We start from the raw sequence: 23,296 nt of genomic DNA on the forward strand, positions 1-23,296 counted from the left end.
CGGCTGTTTCATTCCCGCTATAACAAGAGCGACTCGTTTATGGACAAACTCAACTCTCCCGTCTGCGGCCGGACCCAGGCCGGGCGTACCGCACCGCTGACCGCCTTCATGAGTCTGGCCAAGGATGCCAACCGTTGCGATTGGGAGCGCCTGGTCAACAAAGTGCTGCGCCAACTCGGCTTTGGCAGCTACCTCATCAGTCTGGGACCGGCAGCGCCAAGGGACACCGACCCTCTCGCCGGCCTTATCACCACCTTTCCCAAACGCTGGCTGGAACACTATCGCGGTGACGGGCTGATCGAGATCGACCCGATACTCAGGCACTGTCGGCGCGAACTGCTGCCTTTTTTCTGGGACAACGAGCGCAGGCGCGCCCGTGGACGCTCCCGGCACTTCTGGCAGCAACGCGAGCAACACGGCCTGCGCAGCGGCCTGAGCATCCCGCTGCGCTACGAGATGCTCAGGGGAACACTGAGTGTGGCGTTCGATGACACCCAGATCACCGAGCGAGAAGGGCTTTCCAACCCCGCCGTCTATCAATTATTCATGCTCATCCCCTACCTGCTCGCCGGGATGCGCCATCAGTTGCAGAGTCCAGCAACCCAGCCCCGCCAGAACCTCACGCCCAAAGAATTGGACTGCCTGTATTGGGCCAGCGCCGGCAAGACCACCTGGGAGATCAGCCACATCCTGACCTGTTCCGAACGCACCATCGACTTCCACCTGCTCAATGCCCGACGCAAACTCGGTTCGGTGAGTCGCCAGCAGGCCGTCAGTGCTGCGGTGGCCTGCGGGCTCGTCACGCCGACGGTTGAACCAGCGGTCTACAGACGCCAGAAATGATAACCCTCGGCCTCGTAGGACTCCCGATCCAGAACAGCCTTGACATCAATCACACAGGCCCCGGGCAATAACTTGGTGCGCATTTGCTGCAATGAGGTGCGCCGATAGGCCTCATGCGGCACAGCCACGATCATCGCATCGCCTGCGGGCAGCTGTTCCCAACTGCTCAATGCGCAGTCGTACTCACGCATGACCGTCGCTGCGTCGGCCAGCGGGTCATGCACATGGACGTTGACGCCATAGGCTCGCAATTCGACGATGATGTCGTGAACCTTCGAATTGCGTACATCCGCGCAGTTTTCCTTGAACGTGATCCCCAGCACATTGATCGTCGAGCCCTTCACCACACGGTTGGCGGCGATCAGCAGCTTGATGGTTTTCTCGACGATCCACTTGCCCATGCCATCGTTGATCCGTCGCCCGGCAAGGATCACCTGGGGATGGTAGCCATGGGACTCGGCCTTGTAGGTGAGGTAATAGGGATCTACGCCAATGCAGTGACCGCCTACCAGCCCTGGCTTGAAATCAAGGAAGTTCCACTTGGTGTTCGCCGCTTCCAGCACCTGGCAGGTGTCGATCTTCAGTTCCGAGAAGATCAGCGATAACTCATTCATCAGGGCGATGTTCAGGTCGCGCTGGGTATTCTCGATGACCTTGGCCGCTTCGGCCACCTTGATCGAAGGAGCACGATGCACCCCCGGCCGGACAATCACCTCGTACAACGCGGCCACGGTCTGCAAGCTCTGCGGACTGTCGCCGGACACGACTTTGACAATGTCGCAAAGCGTGTGGGTACGATCGCCGGGATTGATTCGCTCAGGCGAGTAGCCGACAGTGAAGCCCTCTTTCCACACCAGCCCCGAAGCCTCCTGCAAAGCGGGAATGCACCGTTCCTCGGTCGCGCCCGGGTAAACGGTCGACTCGTAGATGACCAATGCCCCGGGCTTCATGTTCCGCCCCACCGTTTCACTGGCTCGTATCAAGGGTGACAAATCAGGTTGATTCGCCGCATCCACGGGTGTGGGGACCGCGACGATGATAATGTCCGCGCCGCGCAACGCCGCTGGATCGCTCGTATAGGTGAGCAAGTGCGCCTGCTGCATCTGCTCCTCGCCAAGCTCCCCGGAGGGATCTATGGCATCGCGTAATTGATCGATACTGTGCTGGCAGATATCGAAGCCTATGGTCGGCATGCGCTTGCCGAACTCAACTGCCAGAGGAAGCCCGACATAGCCCAGCCCCACCACCGCGACAGTCCCAAAAACCTGTTCCATCCTTCGCTCCTTGAAACCCGGCTGTGCCTTCAATTTCGCAATCCACGGGTAAATGACAACAACGATTCATAGGTTTGCATGGCCTTTCCGCTGTCCAGAATGCCGGTCGCCAGCTCCAGCCCCTGGGCGATACTCTCGACCCTGTCGCCCAGGTAGAGCGCCGCGGCACTGTTGAGCAGGACAATGTCGCGTGGAGCACCTTCCCGACCCGCGAGCACTTCCAGGCATAACGCCCGGGCCTGGTCGATGTTGCTGACCTGGAGGCTTGCCAGATCACACACCTTCATTCCGAAATCGCTGGGGTGGAGGTGGTACTGGCGTATGTCGCCATCCCAGAGTTCAGCGACCAGCGTGCTACCGGATAGGGAAATCTCGTCCAAGCCATCCTCGCCGTGGACCACCAGCGCCCGCTCGCTGCCCAGTGCCCTGAGTACCTGCGCCATGATCGGCACCAGCTCGGCGCTGAACACACCCAGCAATTGCCTGCTCGCCGCGGCGGGGTTGGTCAGCGGGCCGATGACATTGAAAATCGTGCGGATGGCCAGTTCACTGCGGACCCGCGTCAAGCCCGGCAGAGCCGGTCGATGGGCTGGCGAGAACATGAAGCCAATTCCCACCCGTTCCAGGCACGTAGCGATCTGTGCGGGCGTCAATTGCAAATCCAGGCCCAGCGCTTCCAGTACATCGGCGCTGCCACAGGTCGAGCTGACACTGCGGTTGCCATGCTTGGCCACCCGCACACCCGCCGCGGCCACCACAAAGCTGGCGGTGGTCGACACGTTGAACGTGGCCCGCGCATCCCCTCCTGTTCCGCACAGGTCCACCAGCGGCCCCGCCACCGAATGCCGGACCGGAATCAGAAATTCACGCACCACGCGGGCGACACACTCGATCGCCTGGGCCTCCAAGCCCTTCACTTGCAAAGCCACCAGCAGCGCAGCGATCAACGAGTCCGGCAGCTGTCCCTGCATCAATGCTCGAAAGGCGCTTTGCAACTGATGCGCCTCGACCGGCTCCCCCTGGCTGTACCGTGCAACCACTCCACGCACGTTCTGCGGCATTGTTTTCCCTCACTTGTTAGCTGGGCTTATCCCGCCTGTTGGCAGGCCACGGCGGCTGCCGTCATTACTGATTGCTGCTGCGTTGCGCGCGTCGCACTTGCCCGAAGGCGATCCGGGCATTTCGACAGAACTCGTCAATAGCCTGGGGCGACTTGCAACCTGGCGACGACTCCACCCCCGAGGACACATCCACGGCCGCGGGTTCGAGTGCTTCGATCAACGCGGCGACACTGTTGACCGTCAAACCGCCCGCGATCATCGCCTCCGGGTAGCGCGCGGCCGGCCAAGGATGCGCAATCCCATGGCCTGCCCCTGCATCGACCAGTGGTAGCGCCGAGGCCCTTCGATCGCGGCGGTAATCCGACGGCATCACACGACGGATCAAAGGCCGTCCCAGTTGCTCCCAACAACGCCCCTGCTCCTGGCCATGCAACTGCACCAGATCCAGGTCCAGGGCCTGGGTGGTTTCGTAGACCTGGCTGTACGGCTGATTCATGAACACGCCCACGACCCTGGCCTGGTCACCGATCAGGTCACGCAAGACCGTTGCCTGTTTGAGCGACAGTTCGCGCTTCGAACCTGGCACCAGTACCAGACCGATCAAATCGACACGGGCTTGCAGGCATGCCTGGATGTCTTCCGGTGTCCGTACCCCGCACACTTTGATCGTTCCCTGCTTCCAGCCATTCATCGCCGGCCCCCGGCCTTGAAACCAGCGAGATAGTGGTGGGCCTGCGTAGCGGCTTCGACTGGGTCGGCCAGCCGGCGTGCCAAAGCGCTGCCAATGATCACGCCCTCTGCCTGCTGCCACATGACTCGGGCCTGTTCGGGCGTGCCGATGCCGAAACCAACCGCCAAAGGCAAGTCAGTAAATCGCCGTACCCGCTCCACGAACGGACCGATGTCGGCCAATTGGTCGCGCTCACCGGTCGTGCCCAGCACCGACACCAGATAGATGAACCCCTTGGCGTGTTTGGCAATCGTGCGCAGGCGCTCATCGCTGAGGTTCGGTGTCATCAGAAAAATCTGATACAAACCTTGCGCCTCCAGGGCGGCACGCAACTCGCCACTGGCCTCGACCGGCATGTCCGGGACAATCACTGCACTGATGCCCGCCTCGGCCGCCTGCGCGGCGAACCGCTCGTATCCATGGTTAAGCAGAAGATTCGTGTAGGTCATCACCACCAGCGCGGGCGCCTGGTCGTCCTGGGGAAGTTCGGCGATCTGCTTCAATGCCAACGTCATGGTCATGCCATTGGCAATCGCTGCATGGCTGGTCTGCTGGATCACCGGACCATCGGCGACCGGATCGGAGAAAGGCACACCCAGCTCGATGACATCCGCACCAGCATTGCGTGCGGCCTGTACCAGCTCCGGCAGGCTGTCCAGTGCCGGATAGCCGACCGTCAGGTAAGGCATCAGAGCCTTCTCGCCCCGCCGTGCGAGATCGGCGAAACAGCTGTCGATACGGTTCATTGGGGGTTTTCCTCCGCACTCGTGAGCTGGGCAATGGTTTGCATGTCCTTGTCGCCACGCCCGCTGAGGTTGACGATGATTCGCGCGCCCGGGGGCAGTTGCCGCGCGACCTTGATGGCGCCGGCCAACGCATGGGCGCTTTCCAGGGCCGGGATGATGCCTTCACAGCGCGATAGCAGTTGGAGTGCTTGCAGCGCCTCGTCATCGCTGGCCCAGAGATAATTGGCGCGGCCGCTGTCACGCAACTGGGCATGCTCAGGCCCGACCATCGGGTAATCCAGCCCGGGCGCGATGCTGTGGGTTTCACCTATCTGCCCATTGGCGTCCTGCAGGACGTAGGAGCGACACCCTTGCAAGACCCCGGAACGGCTCTGTCCGCCCTGGCCGAAACGGATCGAATGATTGCCACTGCTCTCGCCCTGGCCGGCGGCCTCGACACCGAACAACTGCACGTCAGGCTCCTCGATGAAGGCCGAAAACAACCCGATGGCGTTCGATCCCCCTCCGACACATGCCACCAGCGCATCCGGGAGTGCTCCGTCCTCAAGCGCGGCGAACTGCTGCCTGGCCTCGTCGCCGATGACGCTCTGGAAATAGCGGACGATGGCCGGGTAAGGGTGCGGGCCCAACGCCGATCCCAGCAGGTAATAGGTCGTGTCGGCATTGGCCACCCAGTCGCGCAGGGCGTCGTTGATCGCGTCCTTGAGGGTCTGGGTCCCGCCGGTGGCCGCCACTACCCGCGCGCCCATCAACCGTATGCGTTGTACGTTTAGCGCCTGGCGTTGCATGTCACGCAAGCCCATGTAGATCACGCATTCGATCCCCAGCAAGGCACAGGCCGCTGCAGTCGCCACGCCATGTTGGCCTGCGCCTGTTTCTGCGATCACGCGGCGTTTACCCATCATCTGCGCCAGCAACGCCTGACCCAGGGCATTGTTGATCTTGTGGGCGCCGGTATGGGCCAGGTCTTCGCGTTTGAGGTAGGTTTTCACCCCGATTTCCCGGGAGAAGTTCTCCACCAACGTCAAGGGAGTAGCCCGCCCGACATAGTGTTTGAGCAAGCTGCGATAACGTTGCTGGAAAGCTGCACTGGCGATGATTTGCTGATAACGCTCGGTCAGTTCGCTGACCGGAGGCGAGAGTGTTTCAGCGATGAAACACCCACCATGGTCATCGAACCAAGGACCTTGCCCTGCCAGGGTTTCCAGCGCTGGCGAACGCCCACCTCCCAGGCGTTGCGCGACAAGTTGCAGGGCTGCCCTGACTGGTGTGCTGTCGAGTGGCGGCAATACGCACCCTAGCAACAGCAGGTCAGAGGTGCTGTCGCGGGTAGCGGTATGGACCGTGTCTCGAATGGAAAACAGCGACAAGACTTTCTTTGAGTCACGCAGCACCAGCAGGCCGGCCGGCAGCGGCTCGCGTCCTTGGCCGCCAACGGGCTCGTACGACTCGTCCTCGCCAGAGAGGTCCAGCAGCACCGGTCCCTCGATCCCCGCGGCATCAAATGCCCCCAGCGAAGTCATGGTGGAAACCGCCACCCAATTGACCGTATCGACCACCCCATTTATGCGCGGCAACCGTGCCTGGGCTCGGCCGAATGCACGGTGGATGAAGTTGGCGACCGAAGGCAGGTGCTTGCGCGGATTAATGCCCGCACGTTGGTAGTAGTTCGCATACGGCGCAATCGATGGGTGGGCCAGCAAGGCATCCTTGTCCACGCCAGTCCATGCCGCGCGGTTGGCCGACCAGTCAAGCCCCGCCCCATCGACGCTTCCCACGCCAGGCAAGCGCATCGCCAGGACCCTGGCGCCTGGAAACTGCACGCGCGCCGCTGCCGATACATCGATCTCGAATATCTCGTTCATTGCTCTTCCTCGAAGTGCAGGTAACTGCCTAAGCCGCAATCCCGGAGGGTGCCACCGGTCAGCAGGTCGTCCGCCGCTATCAGGATGTTGTAGTGGTTGGGAAAGTGGCATTCGTCAAAGCCAATGACCTGACCAATGCAGGTGTCGCCCAGCAGCACCCGGTCACCGCGCTCGATGACCCCGGCCTGCTGGATTTCGACGAAGCCGATGAAACCGACCCGCTCAACCCGGTCGCCCGGCTCGGCCCCTGCCTGGTCGGTCGTCACCACTTCGTGCAACTCACCGCGCCGCACACATCGGGAGCGGTGCTCGATCAGCGTCATGCCACGTGCTTGCTGAGTGTGATAGAGCAGCTTCACCAGCCTCGCCTCGAGCCTGGCCTTGGACGGCCGACGGGGCTGTTCAGCGAGCATCGCGGGCCTCCATCGCATAGGTAGCGCGTACCAGCCGCACCGCATCGACACCGATCGAACCGTCTTCGACCATGCCTTGGATGCTCCGGGCGAGATGGGCGATGACGCCCTCGTATTCGTGATAGAGGGACGTCTTGAAACCCACGCTGTCCTTGAGCAGGTCGACGATGACCTGGCGTCCGTCGGCGTAGTCGATCACCAGGTCCTTCTGTTCGCCGTGGGCATAGTCCCAGCTCAGTTCAACGCTCGCCTCCAGCCCGACCGCGTTGGTCAGCGTGACCAACGCCCCCATGTCGATCCCCAACGCATTTCGACGAACCTGCGCCCCGGTGACCTCGAATCGGCCAAGCACAAAGCTCAGCGTGTCGTAGACATTCGGGCCATTGTCGGCAATGCAGCCGCCACCACAGGCGGCACTGTCCAAATACCAGGTGTCATGGCCGGCATGATCCTCGATGCGCTCGTGGTAACGCGCCCGGACATGCACCGCGTCATTGAACAGGCCTTGCTTCACGGCATTGAGCAAGTGGATGTTGTAGCGTCGGTGAAAGGCCGTGAGCAGCGTCAGGTTCAAGCGGCGGGCCATGTCGCGCAATTGCTCGGCCTGGTCCAGTTCGAGGGTCAATGGTTTCTCGCAGCACACATGCTTGCCCGCCTCCAGGGCGGCCATGCAAGCGGTGAAGTGAAGATGGTTGGGCAGGTTGATGATCACCGCGTCGAGGTCCGGGTCGGCGAGCAAGGTGGTGTAATCGGTATGGCAACGCACATCCGTCGCCGCGAATGGCGCCAGCCGTTCGGGCGCCTTGTCGCACACTGCCACCAGTTGGCACAGGGTGCTGTCTTGCAGCGCCTTGAGGTAGTAGTGGGAAATCACTCCCATGCCGATGATGCCAAGCCTTATGGTCATGCCGCTGTCCTCGTGATTCGGGAAATACCGAGTTGTCCCGCGATGCTGTCGAGCTGCTCCAACAGTGCGGCATCGACGGGAATGCCCTGTGCCAGGCGTTCGGTACGCACCCCCAGGTCAGGCGCGCCGGGATAGCTCAGTGGGTCGAACGCCGGATGCACGGGCGCCTGCGTGATGTACTGGAGCAATCGGTCCATCGACGAGCGGAAACCTTCGCCAGCACCAAAGGCTTCGGGGGACAGGGCCAGGAAGAAGTGGCCGATGCTATTGCGCCCTGGGTTGCCAAAGTCCGCACCGGTCTGGGCACCACTGAGCACCCCGCACAGGATCTCGACCATCATTCCAAGGCCCAAGCCCTTGTGTCCGCCCTGCTCCGCGTAAGCCCCGCCGAGCATCGGCAGCATCGCGCTGCCGTCCAGGTACGCGCCAGGATCGCTAACCTCGCGGCCTTCGGCATCGTGAAGCCAGCCGGTGGGAATGGTTTGCTGGCGTCGAATGGCCTGTTTGATCTTGCCGCTGGCGCAGACCGTCGTGCTCATGTCCAACAGGAATGGCGCTGGCATAGCCGCCACCGGAGCCGCCAGGCTGATCGGGTTCGTCCCCATCAAGGGCGCCATACTGCCCAGCGGATGAGCGACAGGCTCACGACCCAGGTTGGTCATGGCCATGCCGATCATGCCGTGTTCCAGTGCCATGCTGGCGTAGAAACCTGCCGCGCCAAAGTGCGAACTGTTACGCACCACCACACAGCCGATCCCAAAGTCCCGGGCCTTGTCGATGGCCCGTTCCATGGCCTGCTGTCCCGCCAACAGTCCCAGCCCGCCGTCGGCATCAAGGGTGGCGCAGGCCCCTTGGTCGCTGATCCACTGGCCGGTGGCGGCCAGGTTGATTTCACCACTCCGGGCACCGGCGATATAGACATTGACCAGGTTGGCGATGCCATGGGTATCGTGGCCGTTCAGATCGGCATGCAGTAACACGGGCGCCGCCTTCTGGGCCTGGGATGCGGTGAAGCCTGCTGCCTTAAGGGCAGCCACAGTGAACCCATGCAGCTCGTTGGCTGCAATGCAGAAGAAATCCATAGCGTTTTATCCTTGCTTGAGAGTGTTTTCGATCGGCTCGGCAAAGCGACGTAGCAGCCCCTTTACAGCGACTGCAAAGGTGTCCAGGTCATTGATCGAAACGTATTCACGGGAGGTGTGCGCTCCGTTGTCGGCCAGTGAGCCCGGCCCCCAGACGACGCTGTAGGCGCCGTTGCCCTGAGCCCACATCGCATCGCAGGTGAAGGCCTGTTCGGCATCCGGGTTCGGCACGATGCCGGCCTCGCCCAACAGGCGCTGCAAGGCCACATGGCGGTTGTTCAGGACCGGCAAGCCGCGCTTGAGCCAACGAGCGCTGCAGGTCGTGCGCAGGCGTTCGACAGTCATGAGGAATGGCGGGCTTTGGGCGAAACGTGAGCCGCACTGCTGCAACGCCTGGTCGAACGCCTGCTCGATCAACACCTCGGCATCCCGCGCCTGAGCGGTGCTGCGATAGGCAAAATTGAAGAGACAGTGCCCGCTACCGTAAACCCGGTTGTGGTGTATGCCGGTATGCAGGCCGGCCAGGGTCATCTTCACCTGCAGCGCGTGCAACGGCTCTGCCAACTGGGCAGCCATGGCCTGGGCGATGAAACCCAGAACCAGCGAAGCATTGTCGCCCTGTTGCGGAAAGTCGTCGGTCGAATCCCTGCCGTCCATCCGTACTTCGTATGTCATCGAGGTGGTAGAGGCATCGAAGTAACCGGGGCCGGTAGGCTCCACGAAGATGTTCAGACAGCCCAGGTAGCCTTGCTCGCACAGGTAGCGGGTACCATAGACGCCCATGGCGCCCCCTTCTTCACCGGCGACCACTTGGATCAGCACCCGGATATCGTCCAGCACCTGCGGCTCTTGCATCTGCAAGGCCTCCAGCGCTGCCAGCACCGCCAGGCCTGGCCCCTTATTGTCCACCGCGCCGCGGCCCTGTACGCAGCCGTCGACTACCTGCACAGGCAGATGAGGTGACACGGTGTCCATGTGGAAATTGAACATGACCGTACGTTCCCGTGGCCCGTTGCCGATCTCCAGCACGCTATGGGGCTGCCAAGCCAGGAACTGCGGCGCCTCGTTCATCCGGCGCTGTACCGACACCGGCACTCGCGCCTCATCGGGCAAGGCACCAGGACCGTTGAACACCTCGCGCATGCCCACTGCCTGCGCCCACTGGGCGAAGAGCATATTGGCCTGTGCGATGCACGAGGGCTGGCCGGTCTCCATCGGGGTCACCGTGTCGATGCACAGCAGTTGCTCAAGCCGGTCTACGTATTTATCCGTGAACAGCATGTTTCGCCTCCTGGCAGGATTGCAGCAAGTCCCGTGCATGCCCGGCATAGGCCTGATAGGTCTGCCGTTGTCGATGCGGATCCGTGGCCGACTGTTTGAGGTGCGGAATCAGGCACAGGTGCGGCTCGATCGAAAACCAGCCGTTGTAACCCTTGTCCAGCAGCAGATTGATGCAGTCTTTGGCCCGCACCTGGCCTTCCCCGGGGAAGGTGTAGTGCACTTCGTCCGCTTCCCGGCAGCCATCCTTCAGATGCACATGCGCCACGTGCGGGAGAACCTGGCGCAGGAACGCCAAGGCGTCATAGCCATAACTCAGGCCATTGCCGATATCGAACAACAGCTTCAAGTGATCCGAGCCAACGGCATCGAGCAACTGCAAGGTCTGCTCGGCGCCCTGGCCGGCCCAACCGGCACAGTTCTCGTGTATCAGCACGACATCGGCGTCTTCGGCCACCTCGACCAGACGCTTGAATCGCTCAATGACCGCATGCCGCCAGCGGGCCTCGTCCCAGCCACAATTGGGGTAGGACATGACACGGATCATCCGCGTCCCCAGACGCCCGGCCATCTGCAACAGGCATTGCAACTCGGCCCAGTCAGTCTGCCAGTCGGTATCGATCCTGCTGCCCCAATTGCCGATCTGCGAGGCCAGGACCACCACGTCCACGGACTGTGCGAGCAGCGAATCGCACATCGATACGCGTGATCGTTCCGACAGGTTGGCCAGCGGCACGCTGTCGACACTGCGCAGCTCGAGATGCCGCCAGCCCAGTTCAGCGTGGCACGCCAACTGCTCGGCCAAGGACGCGCAGCCTTCATCGGCGATCCCCGTGAGCTTAAATGACCTCGGCATGGCTGAACTCCTTCAACGCCTCGATGACGCGCGATACCTGCCCATCGCTCATGCCGGAGCACAGGGGCAATGCCAGGCATTGCTTGCCCAGCAGACGCGCATTGGGGTAGTGCGCCGGCCCTGCGGACCATTGGACAAACGCCGGCTGCTCAGGCAACGGCACAGGAAAATGCACGCGGGTCTGGATACCGCGCGCGGTGAGATGCCTGGTCAGCCGCTCACGCTCGGCACTGCGCACGACATAAGCGTGAGGGGAGAAATCCGGGGTACCGCGATGCTGGCCGAGCAACACGCCGTCGCTGGCTTCGATGGCTTCGTCGTAGGCCTTTGCAATGGCCTGCTTGCGGGCCAGGTGCAAGTCGTTTTCCCGCAACCGGGCCTGCAGCCAGGCGGCATTGGTCTCATCCATGCGGCTGTTGTATCCCAAGCGCTGGTGGTAGAAACGCCGACGGCCGTCCTGCCCATGATTGCGCAGCATCCGGACGGCTCCCGCCACCTGGTCGTCGTCAGTAATCACCGCGCCACCGTCGCCGATACCGCCCAAGGGTTTGGCCGGAAAGAAGGAATACACGCCAATGTCACCGAGTGTGCCGGCATGACGGCCGCGCAGGCGCGCACCGAATGCGGTGGCACTGTCCTCGAGAATCAGGACATCGTCGGGCAATGCCTCACGCAACGCGTCGACGTCAGCCAGGCCGCTGAACAGGTGGGCGACCAATACCGCCCGCGTCCGGGGGGTCAAGGCGCGGACGACGGCCTCGGCCTCGAGCACGCCGCTGTGGGGGGCGACGTCCACGAATATCGGTGTAGCACCCGCCTGCACAATGGATGAGGCGGCCGATACATAGCAAAAAGCAGGTGTTATGACCTCATCTCCCGGTCCAATACCGGATGCAATCAGCGACAGGGTCAGGCCAGAGGTCGCAGAACTTACACAGACAGCGTGGCGCGCACCGACCTTGGTCGCCAGGACTTGCTCGAAATTCTGAACCTGCTGCTTGAGAATGAAATCGCCTTGTTGGACCCGGGCAGCGAGAATCTCGAGTATCTGTGTCTGCGCATTGGGATAACGGCGTTGGAAATCCTGGTACTTGATCATGACTGGGCTCCGGCGGCGGCATAGAACTCGGTGATCGCCTGGCACACGCTGGCAACATCTGACGCAGTCAGATCGGCATAGAGAGGAAGGCCCAACGCCCGGGTGGCGGCCCGCTCGGCGACCGGAAAACGACCCTCGGCATGGGTTGGCCCGGCGCACACCGGCTGCAGGTGCAGCGGCAGCGGGTAGTAGGCCTCGACGCCAATCCCGCGCGCAGCGAGATGCTCGGCCAGACCGTCACGGTTCTGCGCCTCGATCAGGTAGACATAGTCGACGCATCGCTGGCGCGCTGCCCGAGGCAACGTGACCGGCACCTGCAGGTATTCACCCAAGGGCCCCAGGTGCAAGTCGTAGGCATCGCGAAGCGCGGCACGTCGTTCGATCTCCTGGTCCAGCTCGGGCAATCGTGCCCTCAGCCATAGGGCCTGCAGGTCGTCCATTCGGCTGTTGTAGCCCAGGCACTGCGCCAGGCCGCTGGCATCACGGCCATTGTCGAGGATCTGTCGCACCCGCCTGGCCAGATCCGCATCGCGGGTCAGGACCATTCCGGCATCGCCGAGCGCACCCAGGGTCTTGGTGGGGAAGAACGACAGTACGCCAAGGTCCCCGATCAGCCCGGCATGCCTGTCGTTCCAGCGCATTCCGATACCTTCGGCGCTGTCCTCGACAACCTTCAAACCATGTCGACGGGCGATGTCCATCAACGCGTCCATTTCGGCCATTTGCCTGAACAGATGGACCGGCATGATGGCTCGGGTACGCGGGGTGATGCAGGCTTCGATCAGGGAGCAGTCAATTGCGTAGCTGCCAGGTTCGATATCGACGAACACCGGCGTCGCCCCCACTTGCAGGATGCAGGAGACCGAAGCGAAGAAGCTGTAGCAAGGCACGATGACTTCATCACCCGGGCCGATGCCCAGCGCCATCAGACAGATGATCAGCGAATCGGTAGCGTTGCCGGTGGCGATAGCATGGGGCGCGCCGGTATAAGTGGCGATAGCCTGCTCAAACGCCCGCACCTGTTGGTCATTGACCCAACCGGACTGTCGATGAAACTCCGCCAGCCCCTCCTCCAGCAGCGGCAAGGCGCGGGTGAATCCTTCGGTGATCTGGAAAAACGGAACACTCATCGAACGGCCTCCTTGGCCATATGCATATTGATCGACGCCAATGCGCTGGCAGATGCAACGCCGCGGGCCTGCTCCAGCAACTCGACAACCTGCTGGTTGAACGCCACTGTGCCGCTGCGAGGCATATCGGCGCCGTGACCCTGCAGGTGGTTCCTGAAATAGCGGTAGTACTCGCCCACACATGTGGTCAGGGGCTCGTCAGCGAAGATCTGGTGAGCAGTACTGCCACTGTGCTCGGTGTCGCATCTGAGCTGTGCGTAGCTGTCGTCGGCGCCTACGGGGAAAAAGCCTTCGCAGCATTCGCCACTCTCCAGTTGCAGGCGCACACTGCGTTGGCGGATCGGGCTGGCAAGATCCGATTCGAGCAGCACCTCGATGCCTTGCTCATCGCGCCAGCCGATGCTGCCGGCCTTCATGGCCTGGCGCAGCTTGCCTTCGACGCGCAGATCTTCGGTGTGCGCGCGGAACCCGGACGCCGGAGCACCCGCGAACAGCAACGCCAGGCTGACCTGATGCGGCATTTCAATGTCGAACAGGTGTTCGCCATGGCGGGTGAAAGAGCGCGAAAAGCGAGGCTTGTCATGGACGATGTGCACACTGCGAAGCGGCTGTTCACTGGCTTCCAGCCACCGGGTGAGCCGTGGGACCAACTGACTGTGGCCCCACACCGAAACCACCAGGATCTGCGCACCATATTGTTGCTCCATGGAACGCAGCGCCTGGGCCTCGGCCAGGTTCATCACCATGGGTTTCTCAATGATGATGTATCGGAAACCGGCCATAAGCGCTTCGTGCACATGACGCAAGTGCAGGGCCGGTGGCGTACAGATATGCACGACACCTACCCTGCCCTGCAGTGCCGACGCCTCGGGTAGGCAGCGCTGCATCACCAGGCCATCGACCAACCCACTGCCCAGCTCAGGGTCCACGACCGTGATGGTGGTGTCGACGTCGGGCAGGCAGCCCTGCCGATGCAATGAGCGCAGGCTGGCCAGATGCAGGTTTCTCCCGCAGTGACCGAAGCCTAGGATGATTGAGCGCAGCATCGTCATACAGCCTCATCCGCGCCCAGCAGCCGACGGCTCTCCAGGCAAGGGTCAGCAGCTGTTAGCAGACGTTCCCCCACCAACGCGGCGGCAAAGCCGATGCGTTCTACCAATTGCATGTCCTGATGACCGGCAACACCGCTTTCCGCCACGGCGATTACCGAAGCAGGCAGACACTCGAACAATTGGGCGGAACGGTCGAAGTCGACCTTGAAGGTATCGAGGTCGCGATTGTTGATACCCACTATCGACGCGTCGACCGATAGCGCCTGGTCGATGTCCGCCTCGTCAAAAGTCTCCACCAATACATCCAGCCCCAGCTGGTTCGCCAAGGCATGCAACCTCGCAAGGCTGCCGGGCGGCAGGCAGCGGACGATCATCAATATCGCGTCGGCGCCCAGAGCCCGCGCCTCGTAGACTTGATACTCATCGACGATGAAGTCCTTGTACATCACCGGCAAGGTGATTTGAGGATGGTTGGCCAGCATGCCAACGACATGGGGCGCATTACCAAAGAACCGACTGTCGGCGATGACCGACAAGGCACTGGCGCCCCCGGCCTGGTAAGCCATCGCCAACTGGAGTGGATCATAGTCAGCACGCAGCACGCCCTTGGACGGCGAGCGGTACTTGGCTTCGGCAATGAGCGAGATTCCCTCGCCTGCCAAGGCACCGGCAAAGTGACGGGGCGCCCGTGCGTCACGAATCCGCTTGAGCAGGGCATCGATACCGTGCGCCTGCTTGCGTTGAGCCGTTTCCTGGACTTTGTATCTGACAATCTCTTCGAGCATGGAACGACCACCATCAATGAGTTTGGGATAACGCCGGTAACAAGGCTGCAGAGAAACAGCGAGCGGTTCCTCTGCCAGCCGGCGAGGAGCAAACCTAATGGCCGTGAAGGTTTAAAACCACCTACCCAATGGGGTAGGCAGGCGGCAGGATGCCATCGGCGATGGGCTGCACCAGCATGCGATGGCACTGGCCCTGCAGGCTTTCCAAGGGGATTTCGCTGGGGTATAACAAACGCTGGGAAACGGCATCCGGAAATGGAGATTCGATGCGTACTTGGCTCGCAAACCTGCTGGCATGGACAAGCTCGGTCAAAGATGAGCAGGACTTGGTGAACGGCGTTCAACGCGTTGCCTGGGAGTTGGATTTCGAATGGTTTTCGTTCGGTGTCTGCACAGCCCTGCCTTTTTCCAACCCCATCATGCAGATGCGCTGCAATTTCTCGAGCACCTGGCAGCGCCGCTACAGCGACGCCGATTTCCTGCTTGTCGACCCTTCGGTACAGCGAGCGCGCGCCTGCACCACACCCTTTTTGTGGCAGGGAGAACTCATGCGCAAGATGCCGCAATTCTGGGAAGAAGCTCGCGCCGCAGGCCTGCGATACGGCTGGGCCTGCTCGCGCACCAATGCCTCGCGCCACCAAAGCATGCTGACGCTCGCCCGCAGCGGCTCTACGCTGGATGTGACCGAACTCAATGCCAAGGAACTCAAGATGCGCTGGCTTGCCGAGACTATTGCGCCAGTGATGGAAAGGCTGCTGATCACCCCGTCACATCAGGCCCAGCATTACCGGCTGACCGCACGGGAAATCGAGGTGCTACGTTGGACGGCCGATGGCAAGACACAGGAAGAGATCGCGCAGATCCTGGCCATCTCCTTCGACACCGTCAAATTCCATGTGAAGAACGCCGTGGGCAAGCTCGGCGCCACTAACAAAACCGCAGCGGTGGTCAGGGCAGCCGTCCTGGGCATCATCAGTTGACCCCACACCTACCTCGCAGGGAGCGTCACCGTGTTTCCAATGGATATCTGGTTCACCTACACCACAGCTTGCGTGCTGCTGGTCCTCTCTCCAGGCCCTGACAATTTGCTGGCGATAGGACGCGGGCTCAGCCAGGGTCGCCTGGCAGCCCTCGTGTCGGGCCTGTCGTCTGGCCTGGGTATCCTGTTTCACGTCACCACCGCGTCGCTGGGGCTCACGTTGTTGATCCAGACCTCGACCGTCGCCTTCTGGGTGGTCAAGTTGGTGGGGGCCGCCTACCTGCTCTGGCTCGGGATCAAGGTGCTGCGTGCCAAAAGCTTGATCACCTTCGCGCCCGCCGCGCGACAGCCCCTGCGCAGCATCTTGCTGACAGGCTTCCTTTCAGCGGCGCTCAATCCCAAGCCAGGGTTGTTCGTGCTGGCGTTCATCCCTCAATTCATCAACCCCGCACTTGGCTCGGTCACTGTGCAGATGCTGGTCTACGGGTTCTGGTTCGCTCTGCTGACGGCCGTGGGATTTTCGTTGATGGGTATCTTCGCCACGCGCCTGTCGCAATACATTTACAAACGCCCGCGCCTCGCCAACGGGCTCAACCTCGGCGCGGGGTTGACCTTCATCGTGTCAGGACTTTCCATCGCTGCCCTCAGCCAGAAATAACACTCACAGGTTTGGCCGATGCAATCAAAAAAAGCCGCGATCCGCCTTCAGCGGTCGCGGCTTTTCTTCAAGAGTGTTCAGGCGACGAGGATTTCCTCGAGGAACTCAATGAACACATTGATGCGACTGGAGCCGCGGTGGTTGGGCAGATACAGCGCGTTGATGCAGGAGCTGGCGGCCCCGGGATTGACTTCGTAGTGTTCCAGGACGCGGCTAAGGCGGCCCTGGCCGACATCGTCGCGCACCAGCCAGTCGGCCAGCAGCGCCACGCCGCCACCGGCCAGCGCCGCCTCTCGCAGGATGTCGGCGTTATTGCTCTGCAAGCGCCCCTGCACATTCAGGCTCAAGACAGCTTCGTCGCCCTGGAAAGTCCAGGCATGGTGCGCTGCGCCATAATCAAAACGCAGGCACTGGTGTTTGAGCAGGTCATTGGGGTGGCGTGGCAAACCGGTCCGTGCCAGGTACTCGGGGCTGGCCACGACCCAACGCTGGAAATGGCCGATCCTTTTACTGACGATGTCATCGCTGACCACCGACGAACCGAGACGCACCGACACATCGATTCGCTCGCTGATCAGGTCACTGACCCGATCGCTCAACGACAGGCTGATTTCCAGGCCGGGATGACGATCAAGCAGACGGCCCAGGTGGGGAGCGATGATGCGCCGGCCGAACTCCACCGGGACACTGACACGCAGATGCCCTTGGGGCTCAGTGCCACGGTCGGCGACAATGGCATCGGCTTCGTCGATGGACTCGATAATCGCCAGGGCCTTCTCGAAATAGGCTTGCCCGGCGACCGTGACGCTGGTGTTGCGCGTGGTGCGATTAAGCAGGCTGGCGCCCAGTTCCCCTTCCAACGCCGCCACCTGCCGGGTCACCGAAGACGTGGAAATACCCAGCTTGCGCGCCGCCGATGAATAGCCGCCACAACGCACGGTTTCAACAAACATCTTCAGCGCCAGCAACTTGTCCATAAGCCGATTCCGAGAGCGAAAAATCACCTCGACGACTATGCCTGAGCACGCAAGAGCTGTCTTGTATGACTGTGCTCAAGCCTTGCGATGGCGACGGCTTAGGAACAGCACCAACGCCAAGCCTGGAACACAGGCGATCGCAGCCGCCGACAGGTTCCACCCGACCTGCTCATACAGGGGGCTGGCGATCAACGAACCCAGGGCCCCGCCGACAAAGATGCTGGTCATGTACACGGCATTCAGACGCGCCCGGCTATGGGGATCGATGGCGTACACCTCACGCTGGCCGAGGACCATGTTGAGCTGCACGGCAAAATCCAGCAGCACCGCGCACACCACCAGCCAGAGATAACCACTGCCTGGCAGGGCCCCCAACCACAACGCAACAGGGGCCAGTATCAACGCAGCGAGGGTGCCACGCTGGCCATGCCCGGCGTCCGCCAATCGACCGGCAATCGGGGCCGCGATCGCACCAACGGCCCCTACCAAGGCAAACATCGCGACCTGCGCCTGGCTGAAACCGTGTTGACGAATCAGTTCAATGGGCACGATGGTCCAGAACAGGCTGAAGCTGGCGAACAGCAACCCTTGATACAAGGAACGCTCTCGCAGGCTTGGGTGGCGTCGCGCAAGGGCAAATACCGAGCGGATCAACTCGCCGTAAGAGGACTGATGGGTTGGCATGCGCCGTGGCAGGGCAACGGCCATGACCAAGGCAATCAACGCCATCAGGGCTGCGGCGCTGAAGAACACACCACGCCAACCGACCGCCTGTGCCAGCAGGCTCGACAGTGGGCGTGAGAGCAGAATCCCCAGCAGCAAGCCGCTCATGATATTGCCAACGACACGGCCACGGCTTGCTTCAGGGGCCATGTGCGCCGCCAGCGGTACGAGAATCTGCACGGCCACGGAAGTGAGGCCTATCAGCAATGAGAACAACAGGAACAACGAAGGCGAGTCGGTGAAGCCTGCCGCTACCAGGCACAGGCTGGCGACGAGCGTGAAGCCCACCACCAGGCGGCGATTTTCCATCAAGTCAGCCAAAGGCACCAACAGCAGCAGGCCCACGGCATAGCCTAATTGGGTCAGCGAAACGATCAGGCTGGCGTTGGCGCTGGACAGGCCGATTTGCGGGGCGATCAGCTCGACGATCGGCTGGGCGTAGTAGAGGTTGGCGACGACGGCCCCACAACAGAAAGCCAGCAAGGCGACCAGGGTGCTGGAGATTGGAGCCGGTCGTTCGCCTGCCTGCGCCGTATTTGCCGGAGTTGCAAAGTTGCCGATGGCCATGATGGAACCTCATTCGATGGAGAGAGTGTCGCCAAGGCTAGGCGCGACGCTCGCCCAGGAGAATCCGTCGCTGGGGCAATGCAGCGATGCGCATGACGCAACGACCCCAGCGTTGCCAATGACGCAAAACGTCATTGCGCGGGTTGGCAATACCGCAACCCATACCCCTTCGCTACGCTTGGGCACGGGCTACGGAGAACCGGCGAATGAAGGGGCGAATCATGAAAACCAAGCCGCTGTGGGTGGGCGCCGTCGTACTCGCCTTGGTGGGTGGAATAGGTGCCGCGTTGTTGATGTGGCGCCCGGCGATCGCTCCCGCCGACGCGCAATCACCATTCGATTCCAGCCAAGTGCACCGCGGTGCGCGGGTAGCCGAAGCCGGCGACTGCGCGGTCTGCCATACCCGTCCCGGCGGTCAGTACCTGGCCGGAGGATTGGCGCTGGTCACACCGTTCGGCACGCTCTATAGCACCAACATCACGCCGGATATCGAGACCGGGATTGGCCAGTGGTCATTGCCAGCGTTCCAGCGGGCGATGCGCGAGGGCGTTTCCCGGGACGGGCATTTGCTGTATCCCGCTTTCCCTTACGCGTACTACCGGCGCATGACCGACGAGGATATCGCGGACGTCTACGCCTACTTGATGAGTGGCCCCGCCGTACACGCACCAGCCGTGCAAAACCGGATGAACTTCCCGATGAACATCCGGCCATTGGTGTCGTTCTGGAACCTGCTGTTTCTGCATCAGCAACCCTTGACGCCCGTGGCCCAACAATCTGCAACCTGGAATCGTGGACGTTATCTGGTCGAAGGCCCTGGCCACTGTGGCGGCTGCCATTCGCCGCTCAATCCGTTGGGCGCGGAGAAATCCAACCAGCATCTTGCTGGAGGGCATGTAGACGGATGGGAGGCCCCTTCCCTGCTGGGTATGGCCAGCCGCCGGACATTCCCCTGGAGCAGCGCGCAACTGGCGCGCTACCTGCGGGCGGAGGTGGTCGAGGGCCATGGCACCGCCGCGGGACCGATGCGACCGGTCAGCCTCAGCCTGACCAACATGCCGGCCAGCGACGCCGACGCGATCGCCGAATATCTCCTGAGCCTCAAGGCCCCCGCGCCCAGCCCGGTCGCGCCCTCGATCAAACCTCCCAGCGAGGTGATCGGGCAAACGCCTGGCCCTCTACTGTTCCAGAGCGCCTGTGCAGGCTGCCATGGCCCGGCCGCGCCCATGCGCCAGATCGATGGGCGCCCTGCACTGGACCGCACATCGGCGCTGCATGCGACGAGCGCGCGCAACTTTCTCAAGACCGTGCTTGAAGGTGTGCCCGCCACCCCGGGGCGCCCCGGACCGAGCATGCCACCTTTCGCTGCCAGCCTCGACAACCACCAGCTCGCCGCCCTGGCCGGGTTCCTGCGCGAGCAGGCCAAGCCTGGCCAACCGTGGGCGGATCTTTCTTCCACTATTGATGAGTTACGTCAGGAGGCGCAATGACCCAAGTGACCCTCAACGTCAACGGCTCGCCCCATTCGCTGGAACTGGAGCCGGACATGCCGCTGCTGTACGCGCTGCGCAATCACCTGGGGCTCAACGGCGCCAAATACGGATGCGGCCTGGGTCAGTGCGGAGCCTGCACCGTGCTGGTCGATGACCAGCCCGTGTTCTCCTGCCTGACGCCCTGCTCCGGCCTGGAAAACAAGCACATCCGTACGGTCGAAAGCCTGGGCACGGCGGATCGTCCTGGCCCGTTGCAACGGGCCTTTATCGAGACCCAGGCCGCACAGTGCGGTTACTGCATCGCCGGCATGCTGATGCGCGCCCAGGCGTTGCTTGAGCGCGATCCCCATCCGGACGAACAGACCCTACGCGAGCACATGGCAACCAACTTGTGCCGTTGCGGAACCCATTTGCGCATCATCGACGCCATCAGCCGCGTTGCCAGGCCAGACAGGAGTGCCACATGACCCTTCGCGATGAAGTCGACCAAGGGCGCCGCGCGTTCCTGCGCGGGGGCGCGCTGGTGCTGGCGTTCACCTTGGTACCGGCGGCGCGTCATGCGCTGGCCGATAGCGAGGTCGATACCCTTGGCACGGTCGTGCTGGCGCCCGATCTTCCAGGAAGCCTGCGCACCAATCCCTACCTCGATGCGTGGATCCGCGTCAGTGCCGAAGGCATCACGGTCTACACCGGTAAAGTCGAATTGGGGACCGGGGTAAAAACAGCCCTCCTGCAGATTGCCGCGGAGCGCCTGCACGTCTCGCCAGGGGCGATCACCCTGCTCACCGCCGACACCGCCCTGACCCCGAACGAAGGCTATACCGCCGGCAGCCACAGCATCTTCGACAGTGGCACCGCCTTGTTCAATGCCGCCGCTCAGGTGCGGCAATTGCTGCTGGAATCGGCAGCACGCAACTGGGGTGTGGAAGCCGCATTGCTGGTGACTGACGAGGGCGTCATCCAGGGCCCGGCTGGCCAGCGAATGTCCTACGCCGAGGCCGTCAAGGGCGTCGACTTGCACCTTTACGCGAAGGCGCAATCGCCATCGCTGCCACCGTCCGCCTTCAAGCTGATCGGCCATTCGCTTCCACGCCTGGATATCCCGGCCAAGGTCAGTGGCGGCGCCGCTTTTGTCCAGGACATGCGCCTGCCAGGCATGCTGCATGCGCGGGTCATCCGCCCGCCACGTCCTGGTTGCGCTCTTGAAGACTTCGATACCGAATCGATAAAACGCCTGCCCGGCGTCGTACAGGTGGTGCGCGACGGCAACTACCTGGCGGTGGTTGCCCGAGATGAGTGGCAGGCCATCAAGGCGATGCGCAGCGGCTATGAGCTGGCGCGCTGGAGCGGCGCAGAGCCGCTCCCCGACCCTCAGGACATCCACGGATTACTGACACGCCTGCCCGCCCGCCGCTACCCGATCAGCCATGAAGGCACACCAGCGGCCACAGCCAGCGCGAGCTATCGCGCCCGGGTCACCAAGCAGTACCTCATGCACGGTTCCATCGGCCCTTCCTGCGCCGTGGCCTGGTTCAAGGATGGCCTGCTCACCGTTTGGACTCATACCCAGGGGGTCTTCCCTCTTCGCGCGGGAATCGCCGAAATGCTGGGGCTGACAGTCGAACGAGTGCGCTGCATCCATGTCGAGGGCTCCGGCTGTTACGGCCACAATGGTGCGGACGACGCGGCAGCCGATGCCGCATTGATCGCAATGCGCGTCGCCGGCACGCCGGTGCGCGTGCAATGGATGCGCGAACAGGAAAATCTCTGGGAGCCCTACAGTTGCGCCATGCTCACCGAGGTCCGGGCCAGCCTCGATCCGCAGGGCAAATTGCAGGACTGGACCTATGAACTGTGGACGACGCCGCACAACGAACGCATCGTAAACGCCGGCAGGTTGATTCCCGCCCGGTTGTTGGCTCGCCCGTTCGTTTCCGCGCCGTCGGTGCCGATCGCCCAGCCCGAAGGGGATGGCGATCGAAATGCCGTGCCGCTGTACAGCCTGGCGTCCACCCGCATCGACATGAACTTCGTGACCCAAATGCCGTTTCGCACCTCAGCGATGCGCTCGCTGGGGGCGCACATCAATATCTTCGCCATCGAAGCCTGCATCGATGAACTGGCCGTCCAGGCCGGCGCCGATCCAGTCGCCTTTCGCCTCGCCCATCTCACAGCCCCACGGGCACGTGCGGTGATCGAGCGTGTCCGGGACGCTATGGGCTGGCCGCACAAAAGCAACGAACCAGGTTCAGGCATAGGGTTCGCGTTTGCCCGCTACAAAAACATCATGGGTTACTGCGCCCTGGCTGTCCGTCTACAGGTGCATCCGCTGACAGGCGAGGTACAACTCGATCACGTGGTGACAGCGGTGGACGTGGGCCAAATCGTCAACCCCGATGGCCTGCGCAACCAGGTGGAGGGCGGCATTGTGCAGTCCGCCAGTTGGACGCTGTTTGAAAAAGTCGGTTACGACCCCGGTGGCGTACGCAGCTACGACTGGAGCGGTTATCCGATCCTGCGCTTTACACAATTGCCCAGGCAGGTCGATGTGCATTTGCTCGATCAACCGGGGCAGCCATTTCTCGGTGCCGCCGAGATCGTTCAGGGCCCCATGGCCGCCGCCCTCGGCAATGCCGTGGCGAATGCCACTGGCCGGCGTTGGCTGAACCTTCCCCTGACCCGGTCAGCGCAGCCGCAATAGCCCGGCCTCACGCCGCCCCAAAGCGTTGCGTTTGACGCAATGCAGCGTAGAGCTTCGACTGGATTATCACTCGACGC

The 23,296-nt window shown here is 62.3% G+C and carries 22 protein-coding genes and 1 pseudogene; 6 read left to right on the forward strand and 17 right to left on the reverse strand.

What is annotated here, in order from left to right; translation table 11 throughout:
• The first annotated feature begins 39 nt into the window (after nt 1–39).
• Nucleotides 40–843 carry a helix-turn-helix transcriptional regulator gene (locus tag EPZ47_RS17300; protein WP_135845919.1) on the forward strand — a complete coding sequence of 268 codons (804 nt, stop codon included), beginning with the start codon at nt 40–42 and terminating at the stop codon, nt 841–843.
• Here the strand turns inward: EPZ47_RS17300 and EPZ47_RS17305 are convergent.
• From EPZ47_RS17305 to trpC, 15 genes and pseudogenes are all read right to left on the reverse strand, one after another.
• The gene (locus EPZ47_RS17305) at nt 825–2,150 is read right to left on the reverse strand and encodes a nucleotide sugar dehydrogenase (RefSeq protein ID WP_238346645.1); all 1,326 of its coding nucleotides are present in this window, start codon (nt 2,148–2,150) and stop codon (nt 825–827) included. The two genes, EPZ47_RS17300 and EPZ47_RS17305, sit on opposite strands and share 19 nt — an antisense overlap.
• Entirely contained in the window at nt 2,147–3,178 is a 1,032-nt protein-coding gene (trpD, locus tag EPZ47_RS17310) for an anthranilate phosphoribosyltransferase (RefSeq protein ID WP_135845920.1), read from the reverse strand. The genes EPZ47_RS17305 and trpD overlap by 4 nt, the downstream gene beginning before the upstream one ends.
• A 64-nt stretch (nt 3,179–3,242) precedes the next feature.
• Nucleotides 3,243–3,869 carry a phosphoribosylanthranilate isomerase gene (locus EPZ47_RS17315; RefSeq protein WP_135845921.1) on the reverse strand — a complete coding sequence of 209 codons (627 nt, stop codon included), beginning with the start codon at nt 3,867–3,869 and terminating at the stop codon, nt 3,243–3,245.
• Entirely contained in the window at nt 3,866–4,654 is a 789-nt protein-coding gene (gene trpA, locus EPZ47_RS17320) for a tryptophan synthase subunit alpha (RefSeq protein WP_135845922.1), read from the reverse strand. Before trpA ends, EPZ47_RS17315 begins: the two co-directional genes overlap by 4 nt.
• Entirely contained in the window at nt 4,651–5,862 is a 1,212-nt protein-coding gene (trpB, locus tag EPZ47_RS30465; RefSeq protein WP_238346762.1) for a tryptophan synthase subunit beta, read from the reverse strand. Before trpB ends, trpA begins: the two co-directional genes overlap by 4 nt.
• Nucleotides 5,863–5,946: 84 nt before the next feature.
• A pseudogene (locus tag EPZ47_RS30470) lies at nt 5,947–6,630 on the reverse strand (phenylalanine--tRNA ligase beta subunit-related protein); the annotation flags it as partial.
• Nucleotides 6,516–6,932, reverse strand: coding sequence for a DUF6917 domain-containing protein (locus tag EPZ47_RS17330; RefSeq protein WP_135845924.1), 417 nt, complete (start codon nt 6,930–6,932; stop codon nt 6,516–6,518). The gene EPZ47_RS17330 and the pseudogene EPZ47_RS30470, both read right to left, overlap by 115 nt.
• The gene (locus EPZ47_RS17335; RefSeq protein ID WP_135845925.1) at nt 6,922–7,839 is read right to left on the reverse strand and encodes a Gfo/Idh/MocA family protein; all 918 of its coding nucleotides are present in this window, start codon (nt 7,837–7,839) and stop codon (nt 6,922–6,924) included. The genes EPZ47_RS17330 and EPZ47_RS17335 overlap by 11 nt, the downstream gene beginning before the upstream one ends.
• Entirely contained in the window at nt 7,836–8,921 is a 1,086-nt protein-coding gene (locus EPZ47_RS17340; RefSeq protein ID WP_135845926.1) for an Ldh family oxidoreductase, read from the reverse strand. Before EPZ47_RS17340 ends, EPZ47_RS17335 begins: the two co-directional genes overlap by 4 nt.
• 6 nt (nt 8,922–8,927) lie before the next feature.
• Nucleotides 8,928–10,202, reverse strand: a complete 1,275-nt coding sequence (locus EPZ47_RS17345; RefSeq protein WP_158296365.1) for a M20/M25/M40 family metallo-hydrolase — start codon at nt 10,200–10,202, stop codon at nt 8,928–8,930.
• Nucleotides 10,186–11,055, reverse strand: a complete 870-nt coding sequence (locus tag EPZ47_RS17350) for a sugar phosphate isomerase/epimerase family protein (RefSeq protein WP_135845928.1) — start codon at nt 11,053–11,055, stop codon at nt 10,186–10,188. The genes EPZ47_RS17345 and EPZ47_RS17350 overlap by 17 nt, the downstream gene beginning before the upstream one ends.
• Nucleotides 11,039–12,154: a DegT/DnrJ/EryC1/StrS family aminotransferase gene (locus EPZ47_RS17355; protein WP_135845929.1), complete on the reverse strand. Its 1,116-nt coding sequence runs from the start codon at nt 12,152–12,154 to the stop codon at nt 11,039–11,041. Before EPZ47_RS17355 ends, EPZ47_RS17350 begins: the two co-directional genes overlap by 17 nt.
• Nucleotides 12,151–13,284 carry a DegT/DnrJ/EryC1/StrS family aminotransferase gene (locus tag EPZ47_RS17360; RefSeq protein WP_158296366.1) on the reverse strand — a complete coding sequence of 378 codons (1,134 nt, stop codon included), beginning with the start codon at nt 13,282–13,284 and terminating at the stop codon, nt 12,151–12,153. Before EPZ47_RS17360 ends, EPZ47_RS17355 begins: the two co-directional genes overlap by 4 nt.
• Nucleotides 13,281–14,336, reverse strand: coding sequence for a Gfo/Idh/MocA family oxidoreductase (locus EPZ47_RS17365; protein ID WP_135845931.1), 1,056 nt, complete (start codon nt 14,334–14,336; stop codon nt 13,281–13,283). Before EPZ47_RS17365 ends, EPZ47_RS17360 begins: the two co-directional genes overlap by 4 nt.
• Nucleotides 14,333–15,121 carry an indole-3-glycerol phosphate synthase TrpC gene (trpC, locus tag EPZ47_RS17370; RefSeq protein WP_135845932.1) on the reverse strand — a complete coding sequence of 263 codons (789 nt, stop codon included), beginning with the start codon at nt 15,119–15,121 and terminating at the stop codon, nt 14,333–14,335. The genes EPZ47_RS17365 and trpC overlap by 4 nt, the downstream gene beginning before the upstream one ends.
• Before the next feature lie 266 nt (nt 15,122–15,387).
• On the opposite strand from trpC, the gene EPZ47_RS17375 reads away from it, so the two are divergent.
• Both EPZ47_RS17375 and EPZ47_RS17380 read left to right on the forward strand, forming a co-directional pair.
• Nucleotides 15,388–16,101 (forward strand): autoinducer binding domain-containing protein, encoded by a 714-nt coding sequence (locus EPZ47_RS17375; protein ID WP_158296367.1) that lies wholly within the window; start codon nt 15,388–15,390, stop codon nt 16,099–16,101.
• A 30-nt stretch (nt 16,102–16,131) separates the two neighbouring features.
• Nucleotides 16,132–16,758, forward strand: coding sequence for a LysE family translocator (locus EPZ47_RS17380; protein ID WP_238346647.1), 627 nt, complete (start codon nt 16,132–16,134; stop codon nt 16,756–16,758).
• Nucleotides 16,759–16,835: 77 nt separating this feature from the next.
• Here EPZ47_RS17380 and EPZ47_RS17385 read toward each other — a convergent pair whose 3' ends face one another.
• Complete coding sequence (locus tag EPZ47_RS17385; protein ID WP_135845934.1) at nt 16,836–17,735, reverse strand: LysR family transcriptional regulator; 900 nt, start codon at nt 17,733–17,735, stop codon at nt 16,836–16,838.
• A 75-nt stretch (nt 17,736–17,810) separates the two neighbouring features.
• Nucleotides 17,811–19,025 carry an MFS transporter gene (locus EPZ47_RS17390; protein ID WP_135845935.1) on the reverse strand — a complete coding sequence of 405 codons (1,215 nt, stop codon included), beginning with the start codon at nt 19,023–19,025 and terminating at the stop codon, nt 17,811–17,813.
• 221 nt (nt 19,026–19,246) lie between these two features.
• Between EPZ47_RS17390 and EPZ47_RS17395 the strand changes: the two genes are divergently transcribed.
• Genes EPZ47_RS17395 through EPZ47_RS17405 form a run of 3 tightly spaced genes read left to right on the forward strand, consistent with a single transcriptional unit; the run spans nt 19,247 to nt 23,219 of the window.
• Nucleotides 19,247–20,515, forward strand: a complete 1,269-nt coding sequence (locus tag EPZ47_RS17395) for a c-type cytochrome (protein ID WP_135845936.1) — start codon at nt 19,247–19,249, stop codon at nt 20,513–20,515.
• A complete protein-coding gene (locus EPZ47_RS17400; RefSeq protein ID WP_135845937.1) occupies nt 20,512–20,985 on the forward strand; it encodes a (2Fe-2S)-binding protein in 474 nt (157 codons plus the stop codon). Before EPZ47_RS17395 ends, EPZ47_RS17400 begins: the two co-directional genes overlap by 4 nt.
• Nucleotides 20,982–23,219 (forward strand): xanthine dehydrogenase family protein molybdopterin-binding subunit, encoded by a 2,238-nt coding sequence (locus EPZ47_RS17405; RefSeq protein WP_135845938.1) that lies wholly within the window; start codon nt 20,982–20,984, stop codon nt 23,217–23,219. Before EPZ47_RS17400 ends, EPZ47_RS17405 begins: the two co-directional genes overlap by 4 nt.
• The last annotated feature ends 77 nt before the right edge of the window (nt 23,220–23,296 follow it).

The sequence above is a fragment of the Pseudomonas viciae genome (assembly GCF_004786035.1).
GTDB classification, from domain to species: Bacteria; Pseudomonadota; Gammaproteobacteria; order Pseudomonadales; family Pseudomonadaceae; genus Aquipseudomonas; species Aquipseudomonas viciae.